Source organism: Paenibacillus cisolokensis (assembly GCF_050481165.1).
Classification (GTDB): domain Bacteria; phylum Bacillota; class Bacilli; order Paenibacillales; family Paenibacillaceae; genus Paenibacillus_AH; species Paenibacillus_AH cisolokensis.
Genome location: NZ_JBCNFP010000068.1, coordinates 35,909 through 59,642, shown reverse-complemented (window position 1 = coordinate 59,642; position 23,734 = coordinate 35,909). Strand labels below are relative to the sequence as shown.

At 58.1% G+C, this 23,734-nt stretch carries 22 protein-coding genes and 2 pseudogenes; 5 read left to right on the top strand and 19 right to left on the bottom strand.

All coding sequences use genetic code 11. The features are described from left to right. The first annotated feature begins 46 nt into the window (after positions 1-46). Entirely contained in the window at positions 47-631 is a 585-nt protein-coding gene (locus tag ABEV74_RS12220; RefSeq protein WP_430146332.1) for a phosphotransferase, read from the top strand. A 26-nt stretch (positions 632-657) separates the two neighbouring features. Here the strand turns inward: ABEV74_RS12220 and ABEV74_RS12215 are convergent, their stop codons facing one another. Then, entirely contained in the window at positions 658-1,431 is a 774-nt protein-coding gene (locus ABEV74_RS12215) for a hypothetical protein (protein ID WP_430146330.1), read from the bottom strand. Positions 1,432-1,555: 124 nt separating this feature from the next. Beyond that, positions 1,556-1,993 (bottom strand): Lrp/AsnC family transcriptional regulator, encoded by a 438-nt coding sequence (locus tag ABEV74_RS12210; protein ID WP_430146329.1) that lies wholly within the window; start codon positions 1,991-1,993, stop codon positions 1,556-1,558. A gap of 142 nt (positions 1,994-2,135) precedes the next feature. Between ABEV74_RS12210 and ABEV74_RS12205 the strand changes: the two are divergent. Then, a pseudogene (locus tag ABEV74_RS12205) lies at positions 2,136-3,146 on the top strand (oxidoreductase). A 446-nt stretch (positions 3,147-3,592) separates the two neighbouring features. Here ABEV74_RS12205 and ABEV74_RS12200 read toward each other — a convergent pair. Together ABEV74_RS12200 and ABEV74_RS12195 are read right to left on the bottom strand one after the other, a co-directional pair. Next, positions 3,593-4,156: a DUF1697 domain-containing protein gene (locus tag ABEV74_RS12200; protein WP_430146328.1), complete on the bottom strand. Its 564-nt coding sequence runs from the start codon at positions 4,154-4,156 to the stop codon at positions 3,593-3,595. A gap of 64 nt (positions 4,157-4,220) precedes the next feature. After that, positions 4,221-4,832, bottom strand: a complete 612-nt coding sequence (locus ABEV74_RS12195) for a TetR/AcrR family transcriptional regulator (protein ID WP_430146326.1) — start codon at positions 4,830-4,832, stop codon at positions 4,221-4,223. 47 nt (positions 4,833-4,879) lie between these two features. Here ABEV74_RS12195 and ABEV74_RS12190 point away from each other — a divergent pair. Next, positions 4,880-4,969, top strand: a pseudogene (locus ABEV74_RS12190) (hypothetical protein); the annotation flags it as partial. A 21-nt stretch (positions 4,970-4,990) separates the two neighbouring features. Here ABEV74_RS12190 and ABEV74_RS12185 read toward each other — a convergent pair. Next, positions 4,991-5,278: a hypothetical protein gene (locus ABEV74_RS12185; protein WP_430146325.1), complete on the bottom strand. Its 288-nt coding sequence runs from the start codon at positions 5,276-5,278 to the stop codon at positions 4,991-4,993. Between the two features lie 220 nt (positions 5,279-5,498). Between ABEV74_RS12185 and ABEV74_RS12180 the strand changes: the two genes are divergently transcribed. After that, positions 5,499-6,599 (top strand): PRK06851 family protein, encoded by a 1,101-nt coding sequence (locus ABEV74_RS12180; protein ID WP_430146324.1) that lies wholly within the window; start codon positions 5,499-5,501, stop codon positions 6,597-6,599. A 93-nt stretch (positions 6,600-6,692) separates the two neighbouring features. Here the strand turns inward: ABEV74_RS12180 and ABEV74_RS12175 are convergent, their stop codons facing one another. The 10 genes from ABEV74_RS12175 to ABEV74_RS12130 all read right to left on the bottom strand — a co-directional run bounded on the left by ABEV74_RS12175 (position 6,693) and on the right by ABEV74_RS12130 (position 17,180). Next, the gene (locus tag ABEV74_RS12175; protein WP_430146322.1) at positions 6,693-6,887 is read right to left on the bottom strand and encodes a hypothetical protein; all 195 of its coding nucleotides are present in this window, start codon (positions 6,885-6,887) and stop codon (positions 6,693-6,695) included. A 343-nt stretch (positions 6,888-7,230) separates the two neighbouring features. Continuing rightward, positions 7,231-8,214, bottom strand: coding sequence for a Gfo/Idh/MocA family protein (locus ABEV74_RS12170; protein ID WP_062493091.1), 984 nt, complete (start codon positions 8,212-8,214; stop codon positions 7,231-7,233). Continuing rightward, complete coding sequence (locus tag ABEV74_RS12165; RefSeq protein ID WP_430146320.1) at positions 8,211-9,206, bottom strand: Gfo/Idh/MocA family protein; 996 nt, start codon at positions 9,204-9,206, stop codon at positions 8,211-8,213. Before ABEV74_RS12165 ends, ABEV74_RS12170 begins: the two co-directional genes overlap by 4 nt. 216 nt (positions 9,207-9,422) lie before the next feature. Beyond that, positions 9,423-11,138: an ABC transporter ATP-binding protein gene (locus tag ABEV74_RS12160; protein WP_430146318.1), complete on the bottom strand. Its 1,716-nt coding sequence runs from the start codon at positions 11,136-11,138 to the stop codon at positions 9,423-9,425. 226 nt (positions 11,139-11,364) lie between these two features. Further along, a complete protein-coding gene (gene mnhG, locus ABEV74_RS12155; RefSeq protein WP_430146338.1) occupies positions 11,365-11,730 on the bottom strand; it encodes a monovalent cation/H(+) antiporter subunit G in 366 nt (121 codons plus the stop codon). Continuing rightward, complete coding sequence (locus ABEV74_RS12150) at positions 11,714-12,007, bottom strand: Na(+)/H(+) antiporter subunit F1 (protein WP_430146316.1); 294 nt, start codon at positions 12,005-12,007, stop codon at positions 11,714-11,716. Before ABEV74_RS12150 ends, mnhG begins: the two co-directional genes overlap by 17 nt. Then, positions 12,004-12,483, bottom strand: a complete 480-nt coding sequence (locus ABEV74_RS12145) for a Na+/H+ antiporter subunit E (protein ID WP_062493095.1) — start codon at positions 12,481-12,483, stop codon at positions 12,004-12,006. Before ABEV74_RS12145 ends, ABEV74_RS12150 begins: the two co-directional genes overlap by 4 nt. 2 nt (positions 12,484-12,485) lie before the next feature. Beyond that, a complete protein-coding gene (locus ABEV74_RS12140) occupies positions 12,486-13,973 on the bottom strand; it encodes a Na+/H+ antiporter subunit D (protein WP_430146314.1) in 1,488 nt (495 codons plus the stop codon). Continuing rightward, positions 13,966-14,304: a Na(+)/H(+) antiporter subunit C gene (locus ABEV74_RS12135; protein ID WP_280515281.1), complete on the bottom strand. Its 339-nt coding sequence runs from the start codon at positions 14,302-14,304 to the stop codon at positions 13,966-13,968. The genes ABEV74_RS12140 and ABEV74_RS12135 overlap by 8 nt, the downstream gene beginning before the upstream one ends. Positions 14,305-14,306: 2 nt before the next feature. Then, on the bottom strand, positions 14,307-17,180 hold the full coding sequence (locus ABEV74_RS12130) for a Na+/H+ antiporter subunit A (protein WP_430146313.1): 2,874 nt from the start codon (positions 17,178-17,180) through the stop codon (positions 14,307-14,309). Positions 17,181-17,442: 262 nt separating this feature from the next. Between ABEV74_RS12130 and ABEV74_RS12125 the strand changes: the two genes are divergently transcribed. Next, positions 17,443-17,685, top strand: a complete 243-nt coding sequence (locus ABEV74_RS12125; protein ID WP_430146311.1) for a hypothetical protein — start codon at positions 17,443-17,445, stop codon at positions 17,683-17,685. On the opposite strand, the gene ABEV74_RS12120 is transcribed toward ABEV74_RS12125, so the two are convergent. The 4 genes from ABEV74_RS12120 to ABEV74_RS12105 all read right to left on the bottom strand — a co-directional run bounded on the left by ABEV74_RS12120 (position 17,682) and on the right by ABEV74_RS12105 (position 23,618). Then, a complete protein-coding gene (locus ABEV74_RS12120) occupies positions 17,682-19,259 on the bottom strand; it encodes a SagB family peptide dehydrogenase (RefSeq protein WP_430146310.1) in 1,578 nt (525 codons plus the stop codon). The genes ABEV74_RS12125 and ABEV74_RS12120 overlap by 4 nt on opposite strands. A gap of 40 nt (positions 19,260-19,299) precedes the next feature. Then, entirely contained in the window at positions 19,300-21,252 is a 1,953-nt protein-coding gene (locus ABEV74_RS12115; protein ID WP_430146309.1) for a TOMM precursor leader peptide-binding protein, read from the bottom strand. Continuing rightward, a complete protein-coding gene (locus ABEV74_RS12110) occupies positions 21,249-23,198 on the bottom strand; it encodes a putative thiazole-containing bacteriocin maturation protein (protein WP_430146308.1) in 1,950 nt (649 codons plus the stop codon). Before ABEV74_RS12110 ends, ABEV74_RS12115 begins: the two co-directional genes overlap by 4 nt. 138 nt (positions 23,199-23,336) lie before the next feature. Continuing rightward, entirely contained in the window at positions 23,337-23,618 is a 282-nt protein-coding gene (locus ABEV74_RS12105) for a hypothetical protein (protein WP_430146306.1), read from the bottom strand. Between the last annotated feature and the right edge of the window lie 116 nt (positions 23,619-23,734).

The window sequence follows — 23,734 nt, the reverse complement described above, 5'->3', positions numbered from 1 at the left end:
GCTTTCGAAATTTAGGATAAAGATTCCAAAATCCGGCAGACAAAATATGATGGGAAAATGGCCTTCCTATCTCCGGGAAGAATACAATACGCTGCTAAGAGTCATTCGCAAAGCGAAGAGAAACGGATTTCACAGTCCGCTCGACCGCATGCTGCAGACGCACGGCGGCGAAATTTTACAAATGGCGAGAGCTTCTATGCGTTCATTGAGAAACAGTGATTACAAGTCGATTTGCCGGAAAACGGCAGCTACTTTATGCCACGGGGACTGCGGTCCGACCAATATTATTCGAACCAGAAAAGGTATGTATTTGATCGATTTCGAAACGCTGCGGTTGGATTTGCGCACATACGATCTTTACAGGCTTATCTTCAATTCCTGCAAAGATCATAACTGGAATTTCGCTATCGCCCAATCGGGATATCAGAAGGTTTACAAATTAAACCGATCCGATTATCAGCTGCTCAAAATACTGCTTCGCTTTCCGAGAGGAATGTGCAAACTCGTTGAACATTACGATAAAAAGAGCCCGAAGGACAAATTGCAAATTGAACGCGATTTTCCAAAAGTTCTCGGACATGAACGGAGAAGGAGCGCATTTCTTAAAAAACTGGACATTTACGCGGGATAAAGCGAGTTCCAGCGAGGGGCGAACATTTATTCCCCCGTTTCGATCTTCCACAGGATGGCAACCGATCCTTGCAGCCGATCGCCAGTGATGACAATACGGTATGTTCCATCCTCATCCGCCTGGAACTTAAACGCTTGATCTCCGGTTTCTTTGAGGGCGACATAATCGCCCTTCTCGTCCCGGATATGCCAGCCGTAACCTCCGCCGTTCGAATGGTTCCACTCGAACTTGACTTGCAGCGTCTGGCCTTTCCGAAGCTCGATCGGCACTTCCTTCTTCCCGTGAAAATACGCAAACTCCGCTTTATATGACGTGTCGGTGCGCGATTCCTCCCATTGCCGTGTTGTCGTAAAATCCCCGTATGCCAAAATAAGAAGAAAACCGAGCAGCAGCAGAGCTGCCGCTGCATTATAAGGCCAATGTCGAGCCGATAAAGCGGATATTCCCCAAAAGGCCACAGCGCAAACGCTCCCCACCGTTCCCGCAATGATAACCCCGAATGGATCTGTATGCATGAGGAGCACGAACGGAGCAAATCCGCCCAAAATGTATAGAAAAAGCATAAGAAAGATTTTCAGTGGAGAGAAAGGCCGATTTCGCAGCAAGAAGTCCGCCGCCATCGAATACAGGACGGCATACACGTAGAACATGTACCATAACGGCAATTGCCTTGCCGCTTCCGACCATTGATACAAGTCCATCCCGTTCGTCGAAACGATAAAACCGAAAAAGACGCCGCCGGCACCGACAAGTTTGGAGACTATATAGGAGCAGGTTCGAGCCCATTGATAGTGAAGCATCCCGTTCCCCTCCCGATTCGCTGTTCATTGAAGCATAATCGCTTAAGCTCATGTTAACAGCGGAACGAACGTTTCGACCAGTTCTAACTATTATAGAACCGTGAAGGCCGGTTTGAACCGATCATTAACCATCTACCCCAGCGATCAGCGACTTATGCTCAATGGCCGCCGAAAGGACGATCATCGTCGAGGAAAAACCGTGCGGGCTGCACGTATCGAGGAACGCGATCAACGTGTCCATCGATTCGGTCACGATTTTCATCAGGAAATTGTATTCTCCGCTGATCCGGTACAATTCCGCCACATCGGGAGAATTTGAAATGAACTGCTGAAATTCCGCGCAGTTGCCCGTCTTGAACAGTACAAACGCCGTAACATCCTTTCCGAGCTTCTTGGGCGATAGAACAGCCTTGTAGCCGGCGATAATTCCTTGTTCCTCCAACTTGCGAATTCGCTCGGCAACGGCCGGCTGCGTCATCGCGATAGTCCGGCCGATTTCGGCGACCGACATGCGCGCGTTCTCGTGCAGCAACGATAAAATTTTACGGTCGATTTGGTCCATAACGGAGCACCTCCTTTATTTTTAAAGGTAGTTATTCCATTTTAACTTAGATACATAATAATTTCCGTCTGTTCTTCGCTTTTTATCTATGTAAATGATAGCCGCAACCTTATAAAATGTCATTCAAACGGATACCGAAGGAGTGATAACCTTGATTGCGGCAGTATCGCTGTCTCTGGAAACCCCTCTCGCCATCGGCCGTGCTACGATTCGCAACCGGCTTGTGATGGCCCCTATGCAGCAGTATAAAGGTACGCCGGAAGGGCTGGCAACCGAGCATCACATCCAGCATTACAGACGGAGGGCGAAAGGAATCGGTCTTATGATCGTAGAATCGACAGCAGTATCGGATAACGGCAGACTGTGGCCGAACGATATCGGCATTTACTCCGAACGTCATGTCGAGAAACTGAAACGGGTGACCGATGCCGTGCATGCCGGGCAGACCCCGATCTATGTACAACTATCCCACGGCGGAAGAAAATCGGCGCCGGAAGTGACGAGCAGGCTGATCGCGCCAAGCGCGATACCTTACGACGCTGCCTACGGCATGCCGGCGGAACTGACGGTTTCCGAAATCGAAACCATGATCGAGCATTACCGGCTTGCCGCAAAACGGAGCTTGGCCGCGGGCTTCGACTAAATTGAAGTACATGCGGCGCACGGTTTCCTCATTCATCAGTTTCTGTCGCCGCTCTCCAATCGCCGCAACGATCCATACGGCGGAACGCCTCTTGCCCGAACGAAATTTTTGCGCGACGTACTCGCCGCCATCCGCTCCGAAACCGGCAGCGGCTACCCGGTTATGATACGCGTCTCTTCGACCGATTACGTGGTCGGAGGTCTGACGCCTCGCGAGCTGGCGCTTATGCTGCAGCCGCTCGAAGCGGAAGGACTTATCGATGCAGTCGACGTCTCGTCCGGCGGACTGCTTCCCGTAGAGCCGGCTGATGTTCATCCCGTCTATCAGTTGCCTGACGCGGCGATCATCAAGCAGCATTTGCGGGTCCCCGTCATCGCCGTCGGCGGCATCCGCACCCGCAGCTTGGCTGACCGCATTCTCCGCGACGGCCTGGCCGATGCCGTTGCGATCGGACGGCCGCTGCTCGAGGACCCCGACTATGGCTTAAAGATGTTGAACAGCGTGCAATGAACTGCTGTGAGGTCGGTTTTTCCATTCGGTTTACATCATTTATGTTATGTTAACTTTTAAGCCAATTGAAAGGCAAGAGGCATGCCGGAGAAAGCAGCCCCTTGCCTTCGGATTTACAGCAGCTTTTCGATTGGCACAGCACAAAGCAAACCGTTCTATTTTAACTCCCCATTTCGGAATCTTCTGAAGAAGGTACGCAGGTCCTGCACCAGCAAATCCGGCACCTCCATTGCGGCAAGATGGCCGCCGTGTTCAAACTCGGTCCAATAGCACCGAGATTGTTGATATGTCAACCGATCAGAAATTTTAAATCTATTTTGGTGTGAGTGAGTTTACATAATTTTTGTTTTGTAAACTCAATCGGTATAAATCGGCGATGCGGTTCCGTTCATTCGCCTTGATCGCCGGGCCGCTGTCCGACGGATGGCCCCACACCTGCGGGTCCGTCACCTTTCCAGCGCTTCCGCAAGAGCGGCCAGCTTGTTCATCGTTTTCCAGTTGCGCACCGTCGCCGGAACGCTCAGCTTTTGCAATTGGTTCGCAAGCTTCGAATTGCGGATGCCGTTGTTGCGGAAGAGCAGATACACGTCTCGTCCCGCGATTCGATATGTCTCGTTTTCGCTTCGGTGCGTCTCGAGACGCGCGATGTCGTCCGATCCTGGCGGTTCCGGCAGCATTGCGGCGTACTGGCATTCAACGTCCGAGGATGCTTCCGCCTCCGCGATCTCCTGTTCCGTGAACGGGCAGCCGGCGATAATCGCCTTCCATTCCGCCGATGTCCGGAGAATGATGCTCGAGAAGAAGCCGAACGCCGCCTCGAAGCCGCGTTCCAGCTTCCGGCGCAATTCGGCTTCCGCTTCATCGGACTCGAACAGAACGTTTCCGCTTTGGATATAGGTTTCCACCCGTTTGCAACCCAGCTCTTCGAACAGACGCTTCAACTCGGCCATCTTGACGACATGTTTTCCGCCTACGTTGATGCCGCGCAACAGCGCGATATAAACAGCCATACTGATCTTCACTCCCGTCTCGCGAATTTTGCCGCATCTCGCCTGAACGGCGCGATCATCCGATTCAGGCCGGGGACTCCGGAGCTTCCCCGCACAGCGATTGCAGATGCTGGTCGATAATGGTTTCAAGCCGGTCGGGCGTCAGCACATCGGGCCGCAGCATGCTGTGAATCGCCAACCCGTCGATCAGCGCATACAGCTTCTCCCGCTCGATGTCGGCATCGAGCCCGGGCTTGGCCAATTTATGGGCAATCAGCTGATCGATCACCATTCCGGAAATGTTCAACAAGTTTTTGTATATGTCGTCGCTCAGCTCTTTCAACTCCGGATAGACAAGCGTCTTGGCGTTAAAAGTAAACCACACCTCCATTTCCGTTCTCCGCTCTTCGTCCACCGGCAAAAATTGAAAAATGAGCTGCTTCAATACGGTTAATAACGGACCGTCGAATTTCATCGCTTTGATCCGCTCTTCGATCTGAACCAGAAACAGATTCATGCAATACGCGAACAGCTCGGCCTGGCTGGCGAAATAATGGCGCATCGATCCGACGGACAAGCCTGCTTCCTCTGCAATGTTGCGGACGCTCGCCTGTTCGAGTCCGCCCCGACGTATAATCCGCATCGCCGCTTCGGCGACACGCCGTCTTTGTTTTTCATGATCTACGATTTTGGGCATAGCTCTATTATAAACTTCTTCTTTGATTTTTTAATACATCGTGTTATATCGTCTTCTATGGTTGGGGCCTCGGTCTCGGAGGCAAGCTTCAGGCAATCGAAGTGATCGGCGTATGGCTGCTGGTGAGCGCCGTCCAGCTTCTGTTTGCCGCTCGGCCCCTATTTTCCGGCAACCAGTTCCTTGAACGCTCCGATAAAATTCCGCGGGTCGTCCTTCACCATGTAGGAGTATACGCCCTGTTTCGTGTGAAAATAGAGCATGCCCCCCTCCCCTCCCATTTTGCGGTAGGACATGTCGAATACGTCTCCGATCGGAAATTGCCGCCGCTCCGTCGCAATTTTATCCGGATACAGGTACATGGTGCGATCATGGACGACCGTCTTCTGCTTCAAGCCGCTGACTTCCCTTTGCACCTTGTAATAAGGCTGTGCAGCCAACCAAGTCATGACGCCCTCCTTACAGTGAAAAAGTGTACGTTCATTATACCAAAGATCTGTTCGGGGCGTACGGGATCGGCATTGGCGCATTGGCGCGTCGCAAAGTTGCATGGCGTAAGCTGTACGATGATCGTTGCCGCTCCCGAATGTGCCATGCACCATTTCAAGCAGGCCATAATAGGATGAAAGAAACAACCGTGACAAATGCCTGGAAAGGTGTGAGAGTGAGATGGCTGGAAACGTCCTGAACTTCTATGCAGGCGGCAATACCGCTCGCGGTTTTGTCAGCCTGTTCGATTCATCGCTGCAAGGGCTGGACCGGGTATACATTTTAATAGGCGGGCCGGGAACCGGGAAATCGGGCATCATTCAGGAAATCGGAGATGAGCTGGCGAGTGCCGGGCACGACATATGGTCTATCCATTGCGCTTCCGATAACGGTTCGCTTGACGGCGTCATCGTTCCCGCCCTGTCGGTCGCCATCGTCGACGGGACGGCGCCGCGCGTCATCGAGCCGCGGTTGCCGGGCGTTGTCGAACAATACGTCAACCTGGGCGAAGCCTGGGATACCGCCCGGCTCGGGGAACGGAAATCGGAGATCGCGAGCTTGTACGCCGGAATCCGCAACGCCTATGAACGCGCATACGACGGCTTCGCCGAGGCGCTCCGCATTCATGACGAGTGGGAAGCGATTTATATAGGCAAAATGAATTTTCAGGCGGCCGATGAACTGACCGCAGCGTTTTCCCGCGAGCTCTTCGGCGATCGGAAGCGGGACCGAAAAAGCCGGGTCGACCGCCGGTTTCTGGGAGCGGCCACGCCGCTCGGCGCCGTCGACTTCGTTCCGAATTTAACGGAAGGGCTTGCCAAACGCTATTTTATCAAAGGCCGGGCCGGTTCCGGGAAGTCTACGCTGCTGAAGAAGCTCGCCGCCGAAGCGGTCGACCGGGGGTTCGACGTCGAAATCTACCATTGCGGCTTCGATCCGAACAGCCTCGACATGGTCGTCCTGCGTGAGCTCGGCATCGCGGTGTTCGACAGTACGGCGCCGCATGAATACTTCCCGGACCGCCCGACCGATGAAATTGTCGATATGTACGAGCGCTGCATCGAACCGGGAACGGACGAAGCGTATGCCGAAGCGCTTGACGATATCAAGGAGCGGTACAGCGCCAGAATGAAGGCTTCGATCGCTTGCCTCGCCGAAGCCAAGTCGCTCCATGACGAGCTGAAGCGCATTTATGCGGCAGCGACCGACTTCGGCGCCGTCGAACGGATGAAGCGCCGGATATTGCGCGAAATCGCCGGTCTGAGCGCGGCCCGGGGCTAGTGCCCGACTTTCTTTCCGGGCATGACGGCGCGACCGGCCGCATCGCATCGACAGAACGCCAACGGTGCTTGACGATTTCGTCCCGCGCAGAGACTAATCGTAACGAATGAACAAATAGACGATAATGCCGACGACGGGAAACATCAGGACGGCCAACAGGGCAACGATGGCATATTCCGCGCTCCTCCCTCTCCGCCGCGCGTCCCGGTAAACCCATACCCCGAGCGAAATATGAATCAACAGTGGAATCATAATGAAAAACAATCCGGCCAATCCGATAAGAGACACGATGAACGCCCCCCCCCCTTTTGTTAGAATTGAATGATACACTCGGTTATACGCATCTTGTGGCGACAGGATTCAAGCAAAACGTCCTTATCTGTAACGTCATGTCCGCTATTCGAATACAACGTTCTCCGCATTCATCGCCCTTTCTCGACACTTTAATTTAATTATATTTATATTTAACCTTATTAACTATAAATGAAGTAAAATTTCGTCGAAATATAGCGAACAGGAACGAAACGCAAAGCCCCGCACCGACTTTTGTTGCCGATGCGGGGCCTTTATGCCGATTCGGGCCTTTGCAGGTTCCTTTTTAACTGCCGCTTATCGCTCCTGCCGTCCGCTGCTACAGCTTGACCGGAGCGCCGGCGCGGGCGGATTCGTATGCGGCCAGCGCGACGCGGGCGGACAAATAGCCGTCTCTACCCGTTACGGCCACGGGTTTGCCGTTCTTGATCGATTCGACGAAGCTGTCGACCATCTCCTGGTCCATGCTGTCTCCCCAGTAGCTCCACTGCCCTTTGCCGCTCTTGTTGCTGTAGACGTCGATTTTCTGGGCGAAAGCGTCGATCGCGATCGTCCCTTTCGTGCCGATCACTTCCAGCGTCACATCGCCCCAGGTCGGGAAGCTGCGCGTTCGCGACCAGCTCGGATCGAGGACGGCAAACACCCCGTTGCGGAACTTGACATGGACCAGGCCGGCATCGTCGATGTCGGTATCGTGGAACCATGTTTCGGCAAATGCGTACACTTCCTCCGCTTCGCTTCCGGTGAACCAGTGCATCAGGTCCATGACGTGAACGGTATGATCGAGCACCGCGCCACCGCCGGATTTTGCCGGGTCTATGAACCAGCCGCCGGGCATCGTGCCCCGATTCGTCCCTTTCATGGCGAGAATTTCGCCGATGCGGCCTTCGTCGATCGCCTGTTTGGCTTCGATGACGGAAGTAAGGAAGCGGCAAGGGAACGCCGTCATCAGTTGCACCCCGTTAGCCTCGCATACCTCGATCATGCCGAGCATCTCCTCTTCGGAGATGCCGAGCGGCTTCTCGCACAGCACATGCTTGCCGGCTTCGGCCGCTTTGCGCGTCATTTCGGCATGGCGCGCATTCTCCGAGCAGATAACGACCGCATCCAGCGGCTGCGCCAGCAGCTGATCGTAATCGGCATAATACGCAATGCCGTTCGGCTCTGTAAATGGCCGGACGCGCTCGGCATCCTCGTCGGCAATGCCGACGATCTCGACGTCGTCGCGCTGCAGCATGGCATGCAAATAGCTTGCGGCATGCATATGTGCGAAGCTGATAAATCCGATTTTAACCTTGTTCATCGCGGCGCCACCTCCAATGCGACGGGTTGCCCGAGTTTGGCGGAACGTTCGGCGGCCAGCGCAATTTCGACCGCCTTGCAGGCGTCGTCGATCGTGACGAGCGGCTCCGTTCCGGTCCGGATGCATTGAATGAAATGCTGCACCTCATCATAATACGGATCCCGCAGCATCGGGCTTTGTGGAACTTGCACCGCCGCTTGCTCTCCGGTCTCGGCGCTCGTTTTGAGATCGAACGATTGCACCTGATTGCTGTCGAACCGGATAATTCCGTCGTCGCCGGCAATTTCGAACTGGGTCGTGAACGGACCGTTGTAGCCCCAGAAGGCGGTCAGGTTGGCCGCCGCTCCTCCGGCAAATTTCAGCGTCACTTGCGCGTATTCCAGCTTCGAGACAGACGGCGGCGTAATGCGCGCATATACCGATTCCACCTCGCCGAATACGGAGCGGGCGAAATCGATGTCGTGAATCATCAAGTCCATAATGACACCGCCGCTCCTCTCCCGGTCGTGGTACCATAAATCCCATCCGCGCGGGAAACTGCCGTGCCGCTTGAAGTGGCCCATTCGGACTTTGCCGATCGCTCCGGCTTGTACATGTTCGGCGGCATTCCGGTAGTTCGGGAAGAAACGGACGACATGACCGATAAACAGGCGAACGCCGTGCTTTCGGCAAGCCGCCTCCATGTCGCGTGCGTCTTCCAGCGTCGACGCCGCCGGCTTTTCGCAAATGACGTGAATGCCCCGTTCGGCGAGCCGGATTACCGTCTCCTTGTGCAAGTATGTCGGAAGGCAAACGATCACCGCTTCCGGTCGTTCCTTGTCCAGCAATTCGTCCAGCTCGGTATAAGCCGCAGTTCCCGCGATCGCGGCTGCTGCCGCCGCCCGTTCGGCGTCCTGGTCGCAAACGCCGGCCGCCTGAACGTCCGGCATCCGCGCCAGATTTCGGGTATGGACCGTTCCCATCGTCCCGCAGCCCACAATGGCTACTCTCATCTTCTCCTGATCCCTCCTATACAGTCTCAAACCGCTTCACACTATTTTTGTTCGCCGCGTACCGTTCTTTTCCTGTTCCTTCGACGAAAAATAACAAAAATTTTCACTTCGATACCTGCAAATAGTCGAGTTTTCCATCAGGCGCGATGCTGTCGAGAATATCAGGATGGCGATGGTATCGCAGCCCCGTAGCCCGTTTAGCCGGCCTGACGCCGGTCAATGGCTGTATTGGGCTTCGTGAAGCCTGCTATATACGCCGCCGGAAGCGACAAGCTCCTTATGGCTGCCCTGCTCCGCGATGCCGTTCTCGCCGACCACGATGATCCGGTCCGCATTTTTGATCGTGGCAAGCCGGTGCGCTATGACGAGCGTCGTACGGCCTGCCGACAGCTCGGCGAGCGACTGCTGGATCATCGCCTCGGTTTCGGTATCCAGCGCGGAAGTCGCCTCGTCGAGAATGAGGATCGGCGGGTTTTTCAGAAACATGCGGGCGATCGACAGCCGCTGCTTCTGACCGCCCGACAGCTTGACGCCCCGTTCGCCGATCACGGTGTCCATGCCGTCCGGTAGCTGCCGGATAAATGAATCCAGCGACGCCCGGCGTGCCGCCTCCCATATCTGTTCATCCGTCGCGTTCAGATCCCCGTACGCAATATTGTCGCGTATCGTGCCGGAGAAAAGGAAGACGTCCTGTTGAACGATGCCGATGTGCTTTCGCAGCGATTGCAGCTGAATGCGGCGGATATCGATGCCGTCGATGGTGATCCTGCCCTCATCCACTTCGTAAAACCGCGGCAGCAAACTGCAGATCGTCGTCTTGCCCGCGCCGGAAGGGCCCACGAACGCGACAGTCTCCCCCGCCTTCACCGACAGGTTGATATTGCGCAATACTTTGCGGTTGGCGTCGTACCCGAACGACACATTTTCGAACCGGATATCTCCCCGCACCGAATCGAGCTTGATCGCGTCCGGCGCATCCGCGATTTCCGGCTCCGTATCCATAATTTCCAGGTAGCGCTTGAAGCCGGCGATCCCTTTCGGATAGCTTTCGATGACGGCGTTGATCTTTTCGATCGGCCGGAAGAAGATGTTCGACAGCAGCAAGAACGCCATAAATTCGCCCATCGCGATTTTCCCCCGAATGAAAAACCAGGCGCCGCAAATCATGACGAATACCGTAATGAGGCGCATCATCATATAGGTGACCGAGATGCTCTTCGCCATCGTCTTGTAGGCCAGCAGCTTCGTCTCGCGGTAACGCTGATTGTCGATCGCGAACAGCTTCTTCTCGTGTTGTTCGTTGGCGAACGACTGAACGACGCGCATGCCGCCGACGTTATCTTCGATCCGCGCGTTGAAATTGCCGACATCGCCGAACAGCCGCCGGTACGTTTTGGTCATGCGGCCGCCGTACACGATGATGAGCCAGGCCATCAGCGGGACGATCAGAAACGTCAGCAGCGCCAGCTCCCAATTGATATAGGCCATGAGCGTGAAGGAGCCGACGAGCGTCATCACGGCAATGAACACGTCTTCCGGTCCGTGATGGGCCATTTCACCGATGTCGTTCAAATCGTTTGTAATCCGGCCGATCAGGTGGCCCGTCTTGTTGTTGTCGAAAAAGCGGAACGACAGCTTCTGAATATGAGCGAACATTTTCTCCCGCATATTCGTCTCGATGTTGATGCCGAGCATATGCCCCCAGTACGTGACCACGTAGTTCAAAACCGTATTCAATGCATAGACGGCCAGCAGTGCGATGCAGGCCAGCACAATAATCGTCCAGTTCTGGCTCGGCAGCAGCTCGTCGATAAACTTGCTGACGGCGATCGGAAAGGCCAGCTCCAGCAGCCCGGCAATCACCGCACAGCTGAAATCCAGCAGGAACAGCCCTTTGTACGGACGGTAATAGGAAAAAAATCGGCGAAGCATCCGCGCTCACTCCCTCCCAATCGGTCGTTCGATGTCTACTGCGTCAATTTATACCGATTTCCAGTATTCGTCAAGAAGATTTGCGTACCGCCCGAGCGTCAAACGATGAAGATCAGTCCTTTTGCAACAGCAAAAAGACGACCTTTCCTTCCGAATCCGGATCGGCCGTCTTTCGTTCGGATTTCAGCGGCTTCCTGGCGGCCTCGCATGCCGGCAATCTATTCCGCTACCTTCCCGCCTCCCGCTTCTCCTTCTTCAGCGCCGCCTTCAGGTCGTCCTGTACGCTTCGTTCCCACAAGGAGACGCCCGAACGATAGGCCGCGCGGCCGTTCAGATGGCCTGCCACCGGCGCCGTCGCGAATACGAACGCGATGCCGAGCAGCAGCTTGGCGCTGATATGATCCAGATAGAACGCAAAATAGAGGAACGCGCCAAGCAGAATGAACAGCACTCCGAGCGTCGCGCTTTTCGTCGCGGCATGCGATCGCAAGTATACGTCCGGCAGCCGGATCATTCCGAATGCGCTAAGAGCGCTGAGCGCCGCCCCGGCCAATACGAGCATGCCGAGCAGCAGCTCACCGATTGCGCTCATCGTTTCCGTGCTCAATGACATCGCCCCTTTCGATGAATCTTGCGAACGCGGTCGTTCCGATAAACGTCAAAATGCCGATCATCAAAATGATATCGAAATAGACGCTCGTCCTGAACAGCATGCAGATCACCGCGATCATCGACAGCAGATTGATGCCGATCGTATCGATCGCGGCAATGCGGTCGGCCATGGAAGGCCCTTTGACCAGACGGTACATGCAGCCGAAGACGGCCAGCGACAAAATGACGAGCGCCGCTGTCAGCAGATGGTTGATCATGACCGCGTCACCTCCATAATCGCCTTTTCGAACGTCCCTTTGATTTGTTCGCCGAGCTTCTCCGCATCGTCGATGTCCATCGCATGAATGTACAGCACATCCCCTTCCCCGGACACCTCCAGCGTCAGCGTTCCCGGCGTCAGGCAGATCAGGCATGACAGCACCGTAACTTCCCAATCCGACCTCAGCTCCGTCCGGAAGGCGAAGATGCCCGGCCGGATATTCAGCTTCGGGCTGACGATATGGCGGAGCACCGCGATGCTGGAAATGAACAGTTCCTTCGCGAACAGCGCCAGCAGCTTTACGACGGCCCACAGCTTGCGGACATAAAAATCATGCGGCCAGAACCGGCGCAAGATGGCGATGAACGTAAGGCCGATCAGATACCCTGCCGCGAACCGCGGGAACGACCAGTCGTCATTCAGAAACATCCATACGAAAGCGAGAATGAAATTCAATAAAATTTGCAGCGCCATGATCATTGCTCCTTCAATACGGCATCAATGTAAAGCCCCGGCTGTGCGAGCACGTCTCCCGCCTGCGCCACGAACGCATACACCCATTCGGAGCCGAGTCCGATCAGGATGACGAGGAGGAGCATCGAGGCGGCCGCCGCGTAAGCCGTTTTCGGCGGAGAGACCGTATCCGCGGATACGATTTTCTCTTCCCCCCAGAAAACGCTCATGAACGCCTTGATCAGCGAGTACAGCACGATCAGGCTGGTCGCCAGGCCGATCGCCGCCAGCGCATAACCGCCTCCGCCTTCCTCCAGCCCGCCCCGCACGATCAGCAGCTTGCCGGTGAAGCCGCTCAGCGGCGGAATGCCGGCGAGCGCCAGCGCCATCACGAAGAACATCCAGCCGACGGCCGGATAACGCTTTATAAAGCCGCCCATATCTTTCAATTGCGCCGTCCCGGCGAAAGCGATGATCATGCCGCCGAGGAAAAACATAAGCGCCTTCCCGATCATATCGTGCAGCAGGTAGAAGACGACGCCATCCAGGGCATTTTCGTTGGACACCGCGATGCCGAAGGCGATAAATCCGACGCTGATGATAACATTGTAATTCAGCACCTTGCGGAGGTCGGTGTAAGCGACCGCTCCGATCGCGCCCAGCACCATCGTCGCCCCCGCCATCCAGGCGATCCAGGCATGCGTCATGCCGGGATCGTGGTAGAAGATAAGCGTGAAGGTGCGAAGCAGCGCATACAGGCCGACCTTGGTCAGCAGGGCGCCGAACAGCGCGGCGATCGCCGCCGGCGGCGCGCTGTAGGAACCGGGCAGCCAGAAGAACAGCAGCAGCCCGGCCTTCAGGGCGAATACGATCATGAACAGGAGCGCGATCACGGACAGGACGCCGCCCTGTCCCGCCTCGGCGACTCGAACCGCCAAATGCGCCATATTGAGCGTCCCGACGGCGCCGTACAAATAAGCGACGGCCACGACGAACAAGCTGGACGAAATGATATTGATCAGCATATACTTCAACGTTTCCCGCAGCTGCCGCTTCGTGCCGCCGAGCACGAGCAGCGCGTACGACGAAATGAGCATGACCTCGAAGCAGACGAACAGATTGAATATATCGCCGGTCAGAAACGAGCCGATGACGCCGGTCAGCTGAAATTGGAACAACGGATAAAAGTAATGGCGCTCCCGCTGCTCGCCGATCGTCCGGAAGGCGTACAGCAGACAGGCGCCGGCGATCACCGTCGTCGCGAGAACGAGCAAGGCGGCCAGCATATCGGCCACGAATACGATGCCGTAGGGCGGTATCCAGCCCCCCATATGCAGCGTTTGAATTCCCCGGTCGTTTACCTGATAGACGATGAAGGCCGCGGCCAACGCATTCGCCGCGACGCTTGCGGCGCTGACCGCGCGCTGTGCGGGAATGCGGTTTTTCAGAAAGATCAGGACGATCGCCGTCACAAGCGGAACGATCAGCGGGACAACGAGCGCATTATTCATGGTCTTCCCCCTTGAGCTCCTCCATGTTGTCGGTGCCCAGCTTCTGATAAGCCTTGTATGCCAGCACGAAGAAGAAGGATGTCACGCCAAAGCTGATGACGATCGACGTCAGAATGAGCGCATGCGGCAGCGGATCGGTGTAGCGGTCCGCTTGCTCGCCGAGCAGCGGCGCCGCCCCCGTCTTCAATCGGGACATCGTGAGCAGCAGCAGATGGACGCCGTGGGTCAGGAGCGACGTGCCCAGGATGATGCGCAGCAAACTTTTGGACAGCATGAGGTAGACGCCGACGGCGAACAGCACGCCAATCGTCACGGCCATAAACAGTTCCACGGCTATTTATCCCTCCCAATCGAAAAGATGATCGTCATCGTCACGCCAAGAACGGCGAGATAGACGCCGAAGTCGAACAGCATGGCGGTCGCCAGCTCGGTATCGCCAAGCAGCGGAAGCTGGAAATGGCCGAATGCGTGGCTGAGGAACGGCGCGCCGAAGAAGAACGAGCCGATGCCCGTCAGCAGCGCCACCGTCAGGCCGACGGCCGTTACCTTGCGGAAATTGACCGGTACGGTCCGCTCCGTCGCCTCCATGCCGAAAGCCATCGCCAGCAGGACGAGCGCGGAGGCGCTCATCAGGGCGCCGATGAACCCGCCCCCCGGATGGTTGTGTCCCGCCAGCAGCAGGAAGAACGAGAAAATCAGAATGACGAACATGACCGCCTTCGAGATCGTCCGCAAAATGACGTCGTTGCCGCTCGGCAGATACAGGTTGTGCCTGACCGATGCCCTGTCCCTTTGCGCTTTCCCGCCGCCGCCGTTTGCGGCTGTCAGCTTGATCAGCGAATAGATGCCGAGCGAAGCGATGCCGAGCACGGTAATTTCCAGCAGCGTATCGAAACCGCGGAAGTCGACGAGGATGACGTTGACGACGTTTTTGCCGCCGGCGAGCTTATAGCTTGCGTCGGTATAATAATCGGCGATCGTATCGAACGACCGTCCGCCGAGGGAGGCCAGCGCAACCAGCGTCACGACAACGCCGACGCCGATGGAAATGACGGCGTTGGACAGCTTGAAACGAAGCGGCAAGCGTTCCTTTTTCAATTTCGGCAAATGATAGAAGCAGAGCAGAAACAGCGCGACCGACACCGTTTCGACGATCATCTGGGTCAGCGCCAGGTCCGGAGCGCGAAAGATGACGAAGAACAGCGTCACCATATAGCCGGACATCCCCGTCAAAATGATCGCCGTCATGCGCGAACCTGCGAACGGTATGGCCAGAACCGAGATGACGAGCGCGGCCATAATGACCGCTTCGTACAGCGACATCGGCGCAAATCCCGACATGTCGAAGCGGATCTCCCCCGCCCCGGCCAGTGCGGCCGCCAGCGCCGCGATGAAGAAAGCGAAAATATAGATGACGTAATGCCGCGCCGATCCGGTCATGTATGCGCCGGTCAGACGGCGGGCCCCATTCTCCATCGAACGAATCATCCCGTCGTAGATCCCGTTGAGCGATATGCGCCGGATGACGGCGCCGTGCAGCGCAGGGACACGGCCGTGCAGCATGTAGACGGCAATGCCGAGCGCTACGACGCCGATCGTCATGAACAATTCGGTCGTCCAGCCGTGCCAGAACGAAATCGATACGGCGAACCGGTCTCCGGGCTCCAGCAATTCCGGCAAAATGGCGGCCATCGCGGGCTCGATCAACGTATAGGATAACAGGTTCGGGAACAGGCCGAACGCGACAGCCAGCGAAGCGAGAACGACCGGCGGAACGAGCATGCCAAGCGGCGCTTCATGCGGTTGTTTCGGCAACGGTTCGGGCTTGCGCCTGCCCGAGAACGTCCTGAACAGCAGCAGCATGCTGTAGACGAATGTAAAAATGCTCGCGATCCACGCCAATGCCGGAATGAGAGCGCTCCAGGCGCCGACGTTCCAGAAGTCCATCTTCGTCACGTTCAGCACGGCGGTGAAGAACATTTCCTTGCTCAGGAAGCCGCTTAACGGCGGAAGTCCCGCCATCGAGAACGTACCGATGAGCGCGACGGAGAACGTGATCGGCATGACCGGCATCAAGCCGCCCAGCCTGCGGATATCGCGCGTCCCGGTCTCGTGATCGACAATGCCGACGACCATAAAGAGCGCGCCTTTGAACACCGCATGATTGAACAGATGAAAGACGGCGGCTGTGATGGCATACGTATACAGCAGCGAGTCGTGCGTTCCGGCGGCATAGCCGGACGCCGAGCCGAGTCCGAGCAAGCTCATGATCAGCCCGAGCTGGCTGACCGTCGAGTATGCGAGCATCGCTTTCAGATCCGTCTGCTTGATCGCCCGGAAGGAAGCGTACAGCAGCGTCGCCAGTCCGATCGCGGTGACAAGCCAGAACCATGCGGCATGGCCGGCAAATACCGGGCTGAAGCGGGCGACGAGATACAGGCCGGCCTTCACCATCGTGGCCGAATGCAAGTAAGCGCTGACCGGGGTGGGCGCTTCCATCGCGTCCGGCAACCAGATATGGAACGGGAATTGGGCCGATTTCGTCACGGCGCCCAGCAGCAGCAAAATCATCGCCGGAACGAACAAGGCATGGTCGGCAAGCTGACCCGCGCCGCCGATCATGTCGCGGATGCTGAACGAGCCGGTCATTACGGCAAGCAGAATAAAGCCGGCAAGCATCGACAATCCGCCGAACACGGTAATCAGCATCGATTTCAGCGCGCCGTACCGCGACCGTTCGCGATAATGCCAGAAGGCGATCAGCAGAAACGAGGAAACGCTCGTCAGTTCCCAGAAGCCGTACAGCACGATCGCATTGTCGGACAGGACGACGCCGAGCATGGCGCCCATGAACATCAGCAAGTAGAAGTAGAAGTGGCGGGTCGGCTCCTTGTGCCGGTCCATATAAAAGACGGAATACAGCACGACAAGCGAACCGATTCCGGTTATGAGCAGGGAGAACAGCAGACTGAGCCCGTCCAGGTAAACGGTGAAGTCAATGCCGAGCGACGGAATCCAGGATACCGTCCGCTCGACCGTTTCCCCGTTTTGCACGGACGGAACCCGGCTGACCATAAAGGCGAACAATCCCGCCGGCGCCGGCAGCACGAGCCAGCCGGCATGTATGCCGCGCAGCAACCGGGACAATAACGGCACGACGGCGGCAAAGATGAATGGAACGATAATTGCGGCATGCAAAACAGACAACCCTTTTTCCCCCTTAACCGACACCTTTTTTCTAATAGTTTTTCCAATTTCATGTAATTCTCCGCATCATTTTCGGCCCGGATTCCGAAAAAAGACAAAAGGAGCCCGCTTTTGGCAGACTCCTCCATTTCAAACCTATTCTATTTTGCAGCAACATGAAGATTATATCGCGATACCGGCGTCGCTGTCAAAATGTTTTCAGATCCGAAAGCATATTTCCCCTTCGCGGCATAAAGTGCGGAAAAATAGGAGATCACTCTGAATGAAAGGAGCGATCCCCTTGTTGAAACTGAAAACAGCCGTTTGCGTCCTATTGTTTCTGACCCTTCTGTTCGGGGCCGGATTGCTTCACGCGCATTACCGGGACGAGCGGCTGCAAAGCTTGCAGCCGCAGCCGTCCGTAGGCCGGCATACGGTCTACTCCTATCATCGCGACCGGGCGGAAGACGGCCTCTCCCGCTTTCTGCCGCGGGAATATGTGCGCATCGTGCGCGCGCACCGTTAACGGATCAGGCTCCCCGTCAGCCGGGCGCTACGGCGGCACGGGCCGACCGGAATCTGGACGAGGCCGGTCGCGCCGGCGGCTTCCATACCGTAAAGCGCGTCGATGCGCTTCGCATCGTAGCCGAGAAGCGGTCGTCCGGCCATGCCGGCCGCGGTCGCCGCAAGCAGCAGGCGCTGCCCGAGCATGCCGGCTTCCATCTGCTGGACGCGGTAGCCTCGCAAGCCGAGCCGCATACGCAGACCGTTCCGCTCCCCGGCGACATGGAAGCATAACGGCACCTGCAGCAAATTGAGATTGTGCAGGCTCATCCCGCTCTGCAATCGCATGCGATGATCCCCGGGCCGTACGCACCTCAGCGCATGGATGGCGCTGTCGTAACGATAAGCCCCGTCCGGTATCCCTTCCACGCCGTAGAAACAGCCGTACAGGAAGACGCGGGGCTCGAAGCGCCATTCCGTTCCGTTCAGATCGTTCCGGTACGGATAGGAGACGGCCGTCTCCCGGAGAATCGCCGCGAGCGCGGACGCCTCGACCCGCTGCAGCGTAAATTCCGTCTCCGGCGAATACCGCTTCCGGCTGACTTCAGCCAAATCATAACCGAGCCGTGCCGCATGCGGAAGCGGGATGGCCGGAGCAGCGTCATGGGGGCCGGCATTCGCCTCCCTTGCGGGCTGGCGGAACGCCGCTGCGGAATCGATGCGGGATGCCGCGTTAAGGGCGGCCAGCACGGGCGACGCGACGACGCGCCTCGAGCGGATATATTGCTCGTGGCGAATTTCCGGCAGCTCGCGGCACAATTCCGGCGCCGTCACATATTCGCTCTCTTCCCCGTTCCGGACGACAATCGGCGCGGCCGACAACGGAACGACCGCATACACGCTTTCTTCCCCCGCATCCAGCCCAAGCAGCCGGTTAACGGCGAGGTCCAGAAACTGAAAGCAGACGAGCGCCGACAAGCCGAGCCGCTTCGATACTTCCAGCAGCTGGCCGGTCAGGAAGCCGGCGTCCAATCCGTGCAGCCGATAGGCGAAATTATGGTACTTAAAGAAGTTTTTCCAATAGACGGGCGATATGAACACCGCACCGAAGCAGGAATCCAAGCGGATACGGCCGCCCAGCGCCCTTCCCGCATAATCGTCGAAATTTCCTTCCCGCAGCAGGATGAGCCGATGATGCGCCGCATCGTAATGATAGACGCCGTCCGGCAATCCATCCAGCTTCAAATATATATAAAGCTCGCACGAATACAGCCCGCCGCCGGAAGGAACGTAACGGCGAAGCTGCACCATCGTCGCCGGCGCATCCCCCGCGAAGACGGAAGCGACGGGGCTTTCCGTCAGCTGCGCAACCCCGTATGTGAAGTACAGAAGCCGGCCGATCGTGGCCAAATCCGGCTTGGCGGACCGGATGCCGGCATTCAGCGCCGCCGGCATCTGCCGGTCCAGCGGAAACGCGGGCGCCCCGCGATACAGCTTGTAGGGCAGCGGCGCATCCTCCCAATCCGGCTCCCAATCGGCCGGCTTCACGTTGTGCGGTTCATATTGCAGCCGGTAGAGGAAAACGTCCGGATTCATCGGATACCTCCTTCATGACCCTGAACCGTCCGCATCCCATTTACGGAAACGGATGCGGATAAGGGTTAAGCTGCGCAGCCGTCAGCGGCTGCCGGACATAGCCGAGCTCCGCCGGCACCCGCAGCGCCCGGTCCAGCCCTTCCAGCCGCACGAGCCGATGGCCGAACGTCATCGGCAGCATACCCGGAATGAGCACTTTGACGCAATGCAGTCCGCTTCTTCTCGTCTCCTCTGTCGTCTGATCGACGACGATGACATCCAGCTGCAACCGCCGGAGCGCTTTCAGCATATCGTTCAGATCGTCGGTCAGATCGGCGTGCCGGGCCCTTGGCGCATACCGCTCGAAGAACGGTTGCTGCGGGCGGCTCCCGCCGAGCAGAAAGCCGAGCCGCTCCTCCGCTTGCGGCAGGCCGTACAGCATCGAATGATCCTCCATCTGGGCAACGAGAAACGGATCGTCAAGCATCCGTTCATACCGCTCGCGCTGCGCCTCGAATTTGTCGTTCAGCGTCAGCAGCATGCCCGCAATTTCATGAACGGCTCCTTTGGCCGCCCGCACCGGGTCCGGGTGCGCGCCTGCCGCGCAAATCAGGTTGATCCCCCGTCCGGCGGCGTTCTTCGCGAGCGCCCATACGCTCGGAATGCCGTGTTCCATCGTCGAATCGAACAAATGGATGTCGAATCCCGCCACGGCCTTTACCCGTTCAACCATCAGCGCCAGCTCCGGGCCTGCGGTAGCCGGATCAAGCCGCGGGAGCGGCAGCCGCCCGTACCAGGTCATCAGAAACGAATCCCGTTCCACCACTTCCAGTATGCCGTAAAATATCGCTTCTTCGAGGCTTCCGCCCAAGGCGCATCCGTTCGACGTCTCATAGACAAAGCCATGGCCGCAGCCGGTGCTGTAATAGGCGAGCAGCTCGGGAACGAGTATGGGACGCTCCTGCAAAAAAGAATAGCCCCATACCCAGTCGATCGGCTGCTCGGGATCGAACGGTTGGAACGGGAAATCCGGCTGATCGTACTGTTCCTTCGCGTGTACGCCGACCCGCAGCGGATCGAGCGCATCCGACTTGAGCTCGCGGTAGCTGGCATACACCGCCGTCCGCTTGCCGCGGGGCGACATCCCGCAATAGCGCTCGATTCCTTCGAGTATGGCCGTCACCACGCTGTCCGCGTAATTGTGCGTCCGTCCGGCGCACCCTTCGTCGCCCGACAGCAACGGCAAATTGACGCTCGCATCGGCAAACGGCGAAACGAGATCGAGCGCCCTTCCGTTCAGAAATCCCGTCCGCGGATCGAGGTACCGATCGGCTAGCACGGCTTTCAGCTCTTCCATCGGCCGAACGCGATAAACGTCCGGACTTGCTTTCGGATTGGACTTCAGCGCAATGCGGGCGCCGTCGGCGCTGTCTTCGGGCAGATTGCCGCACACCGGACAAAGCGGATCGGGCAGGAAACGGTGAAACGAGTTCTGCAAGGTCAGCAATTGGAACAGACCGATCCGCTCTTCCGTCCGCGGCTTGTGGCCCCGCACGGCCGCTTCGGCTTCGTCCGCCAGAAAGGCGGACATCAGCCGCAGCGCGGGACGGGATGCCCAGCCGTTCGGAATTTCGCCGCGGTCCGCCGTTACCCGCCGTTGCAGTTCCCACATCTCCATGCGGTCTCTACCGGCCAGCAGACGGCGGCTGTCGGCGCATTGCGAGCATCCCGGCTTGCCGGGGCGCACGAACGGGCCGACTATCCCTTCACCGAAAGCGGCGAAGGCGCGCAGCCAGGGCGTCCCTGTCCTGACGCTCGCCTCCTCCGCGGCAAGATGATCGGCCGGAGCCCAGCCGTCATGCAGAACGAGCAGCAGATCGGCCGCATCCGGCATGTCTGTGCCTTCGGCAAAGCCGGTCAGCCGAACGATATGGAAGCCGGACCGGCTTTCCAGCTCTTCGGCCGTATAATCGGCCAGCAAGCCATTGCCGGCAATGACGACGGAAGCGTTCAACGTTCTCCCTCCTCTCGCAGCCAGACGCCGTACACGCCGCCCAGACTTTCCTTCAGGAACGGCTCGACAGCCAGATCGGCGGCATGCCATTGTATACGATTCCGTTCAAGCGTCCGCCTGACCTCCGGCAAAAGCTGTCCGTATTCCGCCTCATCGAACGGAGCAATGTCGATCTGCTGCGGCGCCGCTTCCGTCAGCCGGACGGCGTCGGCGTTCAAGGCCGGGCTTATACCGGCGTCCTCGCCGAGCTGCGCCTCGAGCAGCGCTTGCTGCAAGGCGCTGCGCAGCGCAAGCGTCCGGTTCAGACCGACGCCGGCATACCAGCCTCGGTGCGCGCCGATCCATACGACCGGAAACCCGGCTTCCTCTTCGCCCAAACCGATAACTGGCGTTCCCTGCATGGTCGTCAAGGCCCGCCAATAAAACCGGCACCGCCCGTCTTCGAGCTTCCCGGGCTCGACCGGACGGACGGCTGCCTGACCGTCCGCCAACCGGCCGCGCAGCCGCTCGGCGAGACAAGCGCGAAGCCCGCGGCAGACCGCTTCCGCCGCCGTCTCCCCCGCCCCGACGCCGACTGTGCCGGGCCGCTGCCCGGCTTGCGCCGCATGCTCCGGCCTTGCCCGCACGAACGGTTCGGCCAGGCGCGATACGTACGCTTCGATGCCGGCCAGTCCGGCCTCCCTGCGCGCTTCTTCATGGGTGAGACCGGAGCGGATCGCTTCGGCAAGCAGCGCGGCCGGCCCCTCCGCCAGCGGATCTGCCGCCTGAACGCGGCACAACGCCAACGGAAGCTGCGGCAAGTCGCCTTCCTCCCAGCGATGGAAAATGCCCGTCTTCGGCGAGGTCAAGCCGCTGAAAAATGTCATCAGCGCATCCGCTTCCCTTGCGCCGGCGCCCGATTCCGGCCGCAATTCCGGCGGCTCCGTCCATTCGATCGCAGGCAGCGGTCCGCTTGCAAGCGGATGCGGCAGGAACGAATGCCAGCCGCCCTCCAGCGTTTCCGCGTTCAACAAATAGACGCGGTCGACGGGCTCCGGTATGTCCGCTTCCGCCGCGGACTTGAGCAGCTCGAATGCGAGCACGTTCGCAAGCACCGCTTCCGCGGCGGATGAAGCCGTTTCCCGGCCGGTCCCGGCGTTCCATGCTGATCGGTGCACGCGGCGCCAGGCCGATTCGAAACAGCCGTCCGTCCCAGGACGGACGAGCGGTCCGGCCATAGCCGAGCGCCGCGAATAAAGAGCGGGAAGCAGCGTCTTGCCCGTCTCTTTGCATGCCGCATGGACGGCCCGCAACCGCTCGATGTCTTCGCCGCCCGCTGCATAGATGACAAAGTCAAACGGCCGGATAAGCTCCCGCCAGTCCGGCTCCGCTGCGCCGGCCGTCGCCAGCTTTACGGCCACAGCCTCTTCGTCCGAGCTTCGGGCGCGCGCCTCCAACTCGGCGATCCGGCCAACATGCGCCGCTGCGCCATCCGTCGCGAGCAATTGAAACCGCGGCAAACCCGCTTCCAGCAAAGCGGCTGCAAGCGACTGCAGCAACGTTCCGGCGCCGGCGGCCAACACGCCGGCCTGCCGGAACTTCTGAAACCGGTAGGCGCCCGATCCGCCGAAGCTGTCGAGAAATTCGATCTGGGATGCGTACTTGCGCATGACCGCCTCCGACAGCGCATGCGGGCGGTCCCGGCTGATGTCTCGCGCGAATCCGTTGTTGCACAGCACCTCGGCAATTTCATAGATCCGCTTCCGGTGCGGCTCCGGCAGCCCGTCGGTCAGCTCCTCCATCGTAAATTGGCCGTTCAGGACCGGGAGCAGCTTCTCGACCCACCGGTCGATCATATCGCCGTCCAGGCGAAACGAACCGGTATTGTTGCGAAAATATACGCCGCCGTCCGACAAAGGCAAAAAAAACGTATCTCCTTTTACTTTCAGACGCGCTTCGGGTTCCAAACCGTACCCCTCCCGTTTGGCGAATGCCGTTAATGACGCATGATTCCTCTATCATCTGTATGTAACGAAAATTGTCCAACTTGCGAAAAAGTAAGAGGCCTTTGCCGGATAACCGGGCAAAGGCCGCAACAAGCATTCTTAACGGCAGTGCGCGCAGCCGCCGCAACGGGCACAGCGGGCGCAGCCGCCGCAACGGGCACAGCCTCCGCAGCGCGCACAACCGCCGCAGCGCGCACAACCGCCGCATCCGCCGCAGAAACCGCCGCATCCGCCGCAGAAACCGCCGCAAAAGAAACAAACGCCAATACAAAGACGCGAGTCCGCGGCCTCGGGATACGGCTGCCATTCCGGCGGCGTCATCGCGCCGGCATTGAAATCGCCAACATACAAATGTTCAAGATCTTTCTTAAAGTCATCCATGCTGCAAGCCTCCATTTAGGTTTTGAGCCTAATATCAAGCCTGGATATTAATATGAAAATGCGGCTGCGTCTGTTCCTGTCCCGGCAGGCTCAAGCGGCGACCGAATAAAAACGGC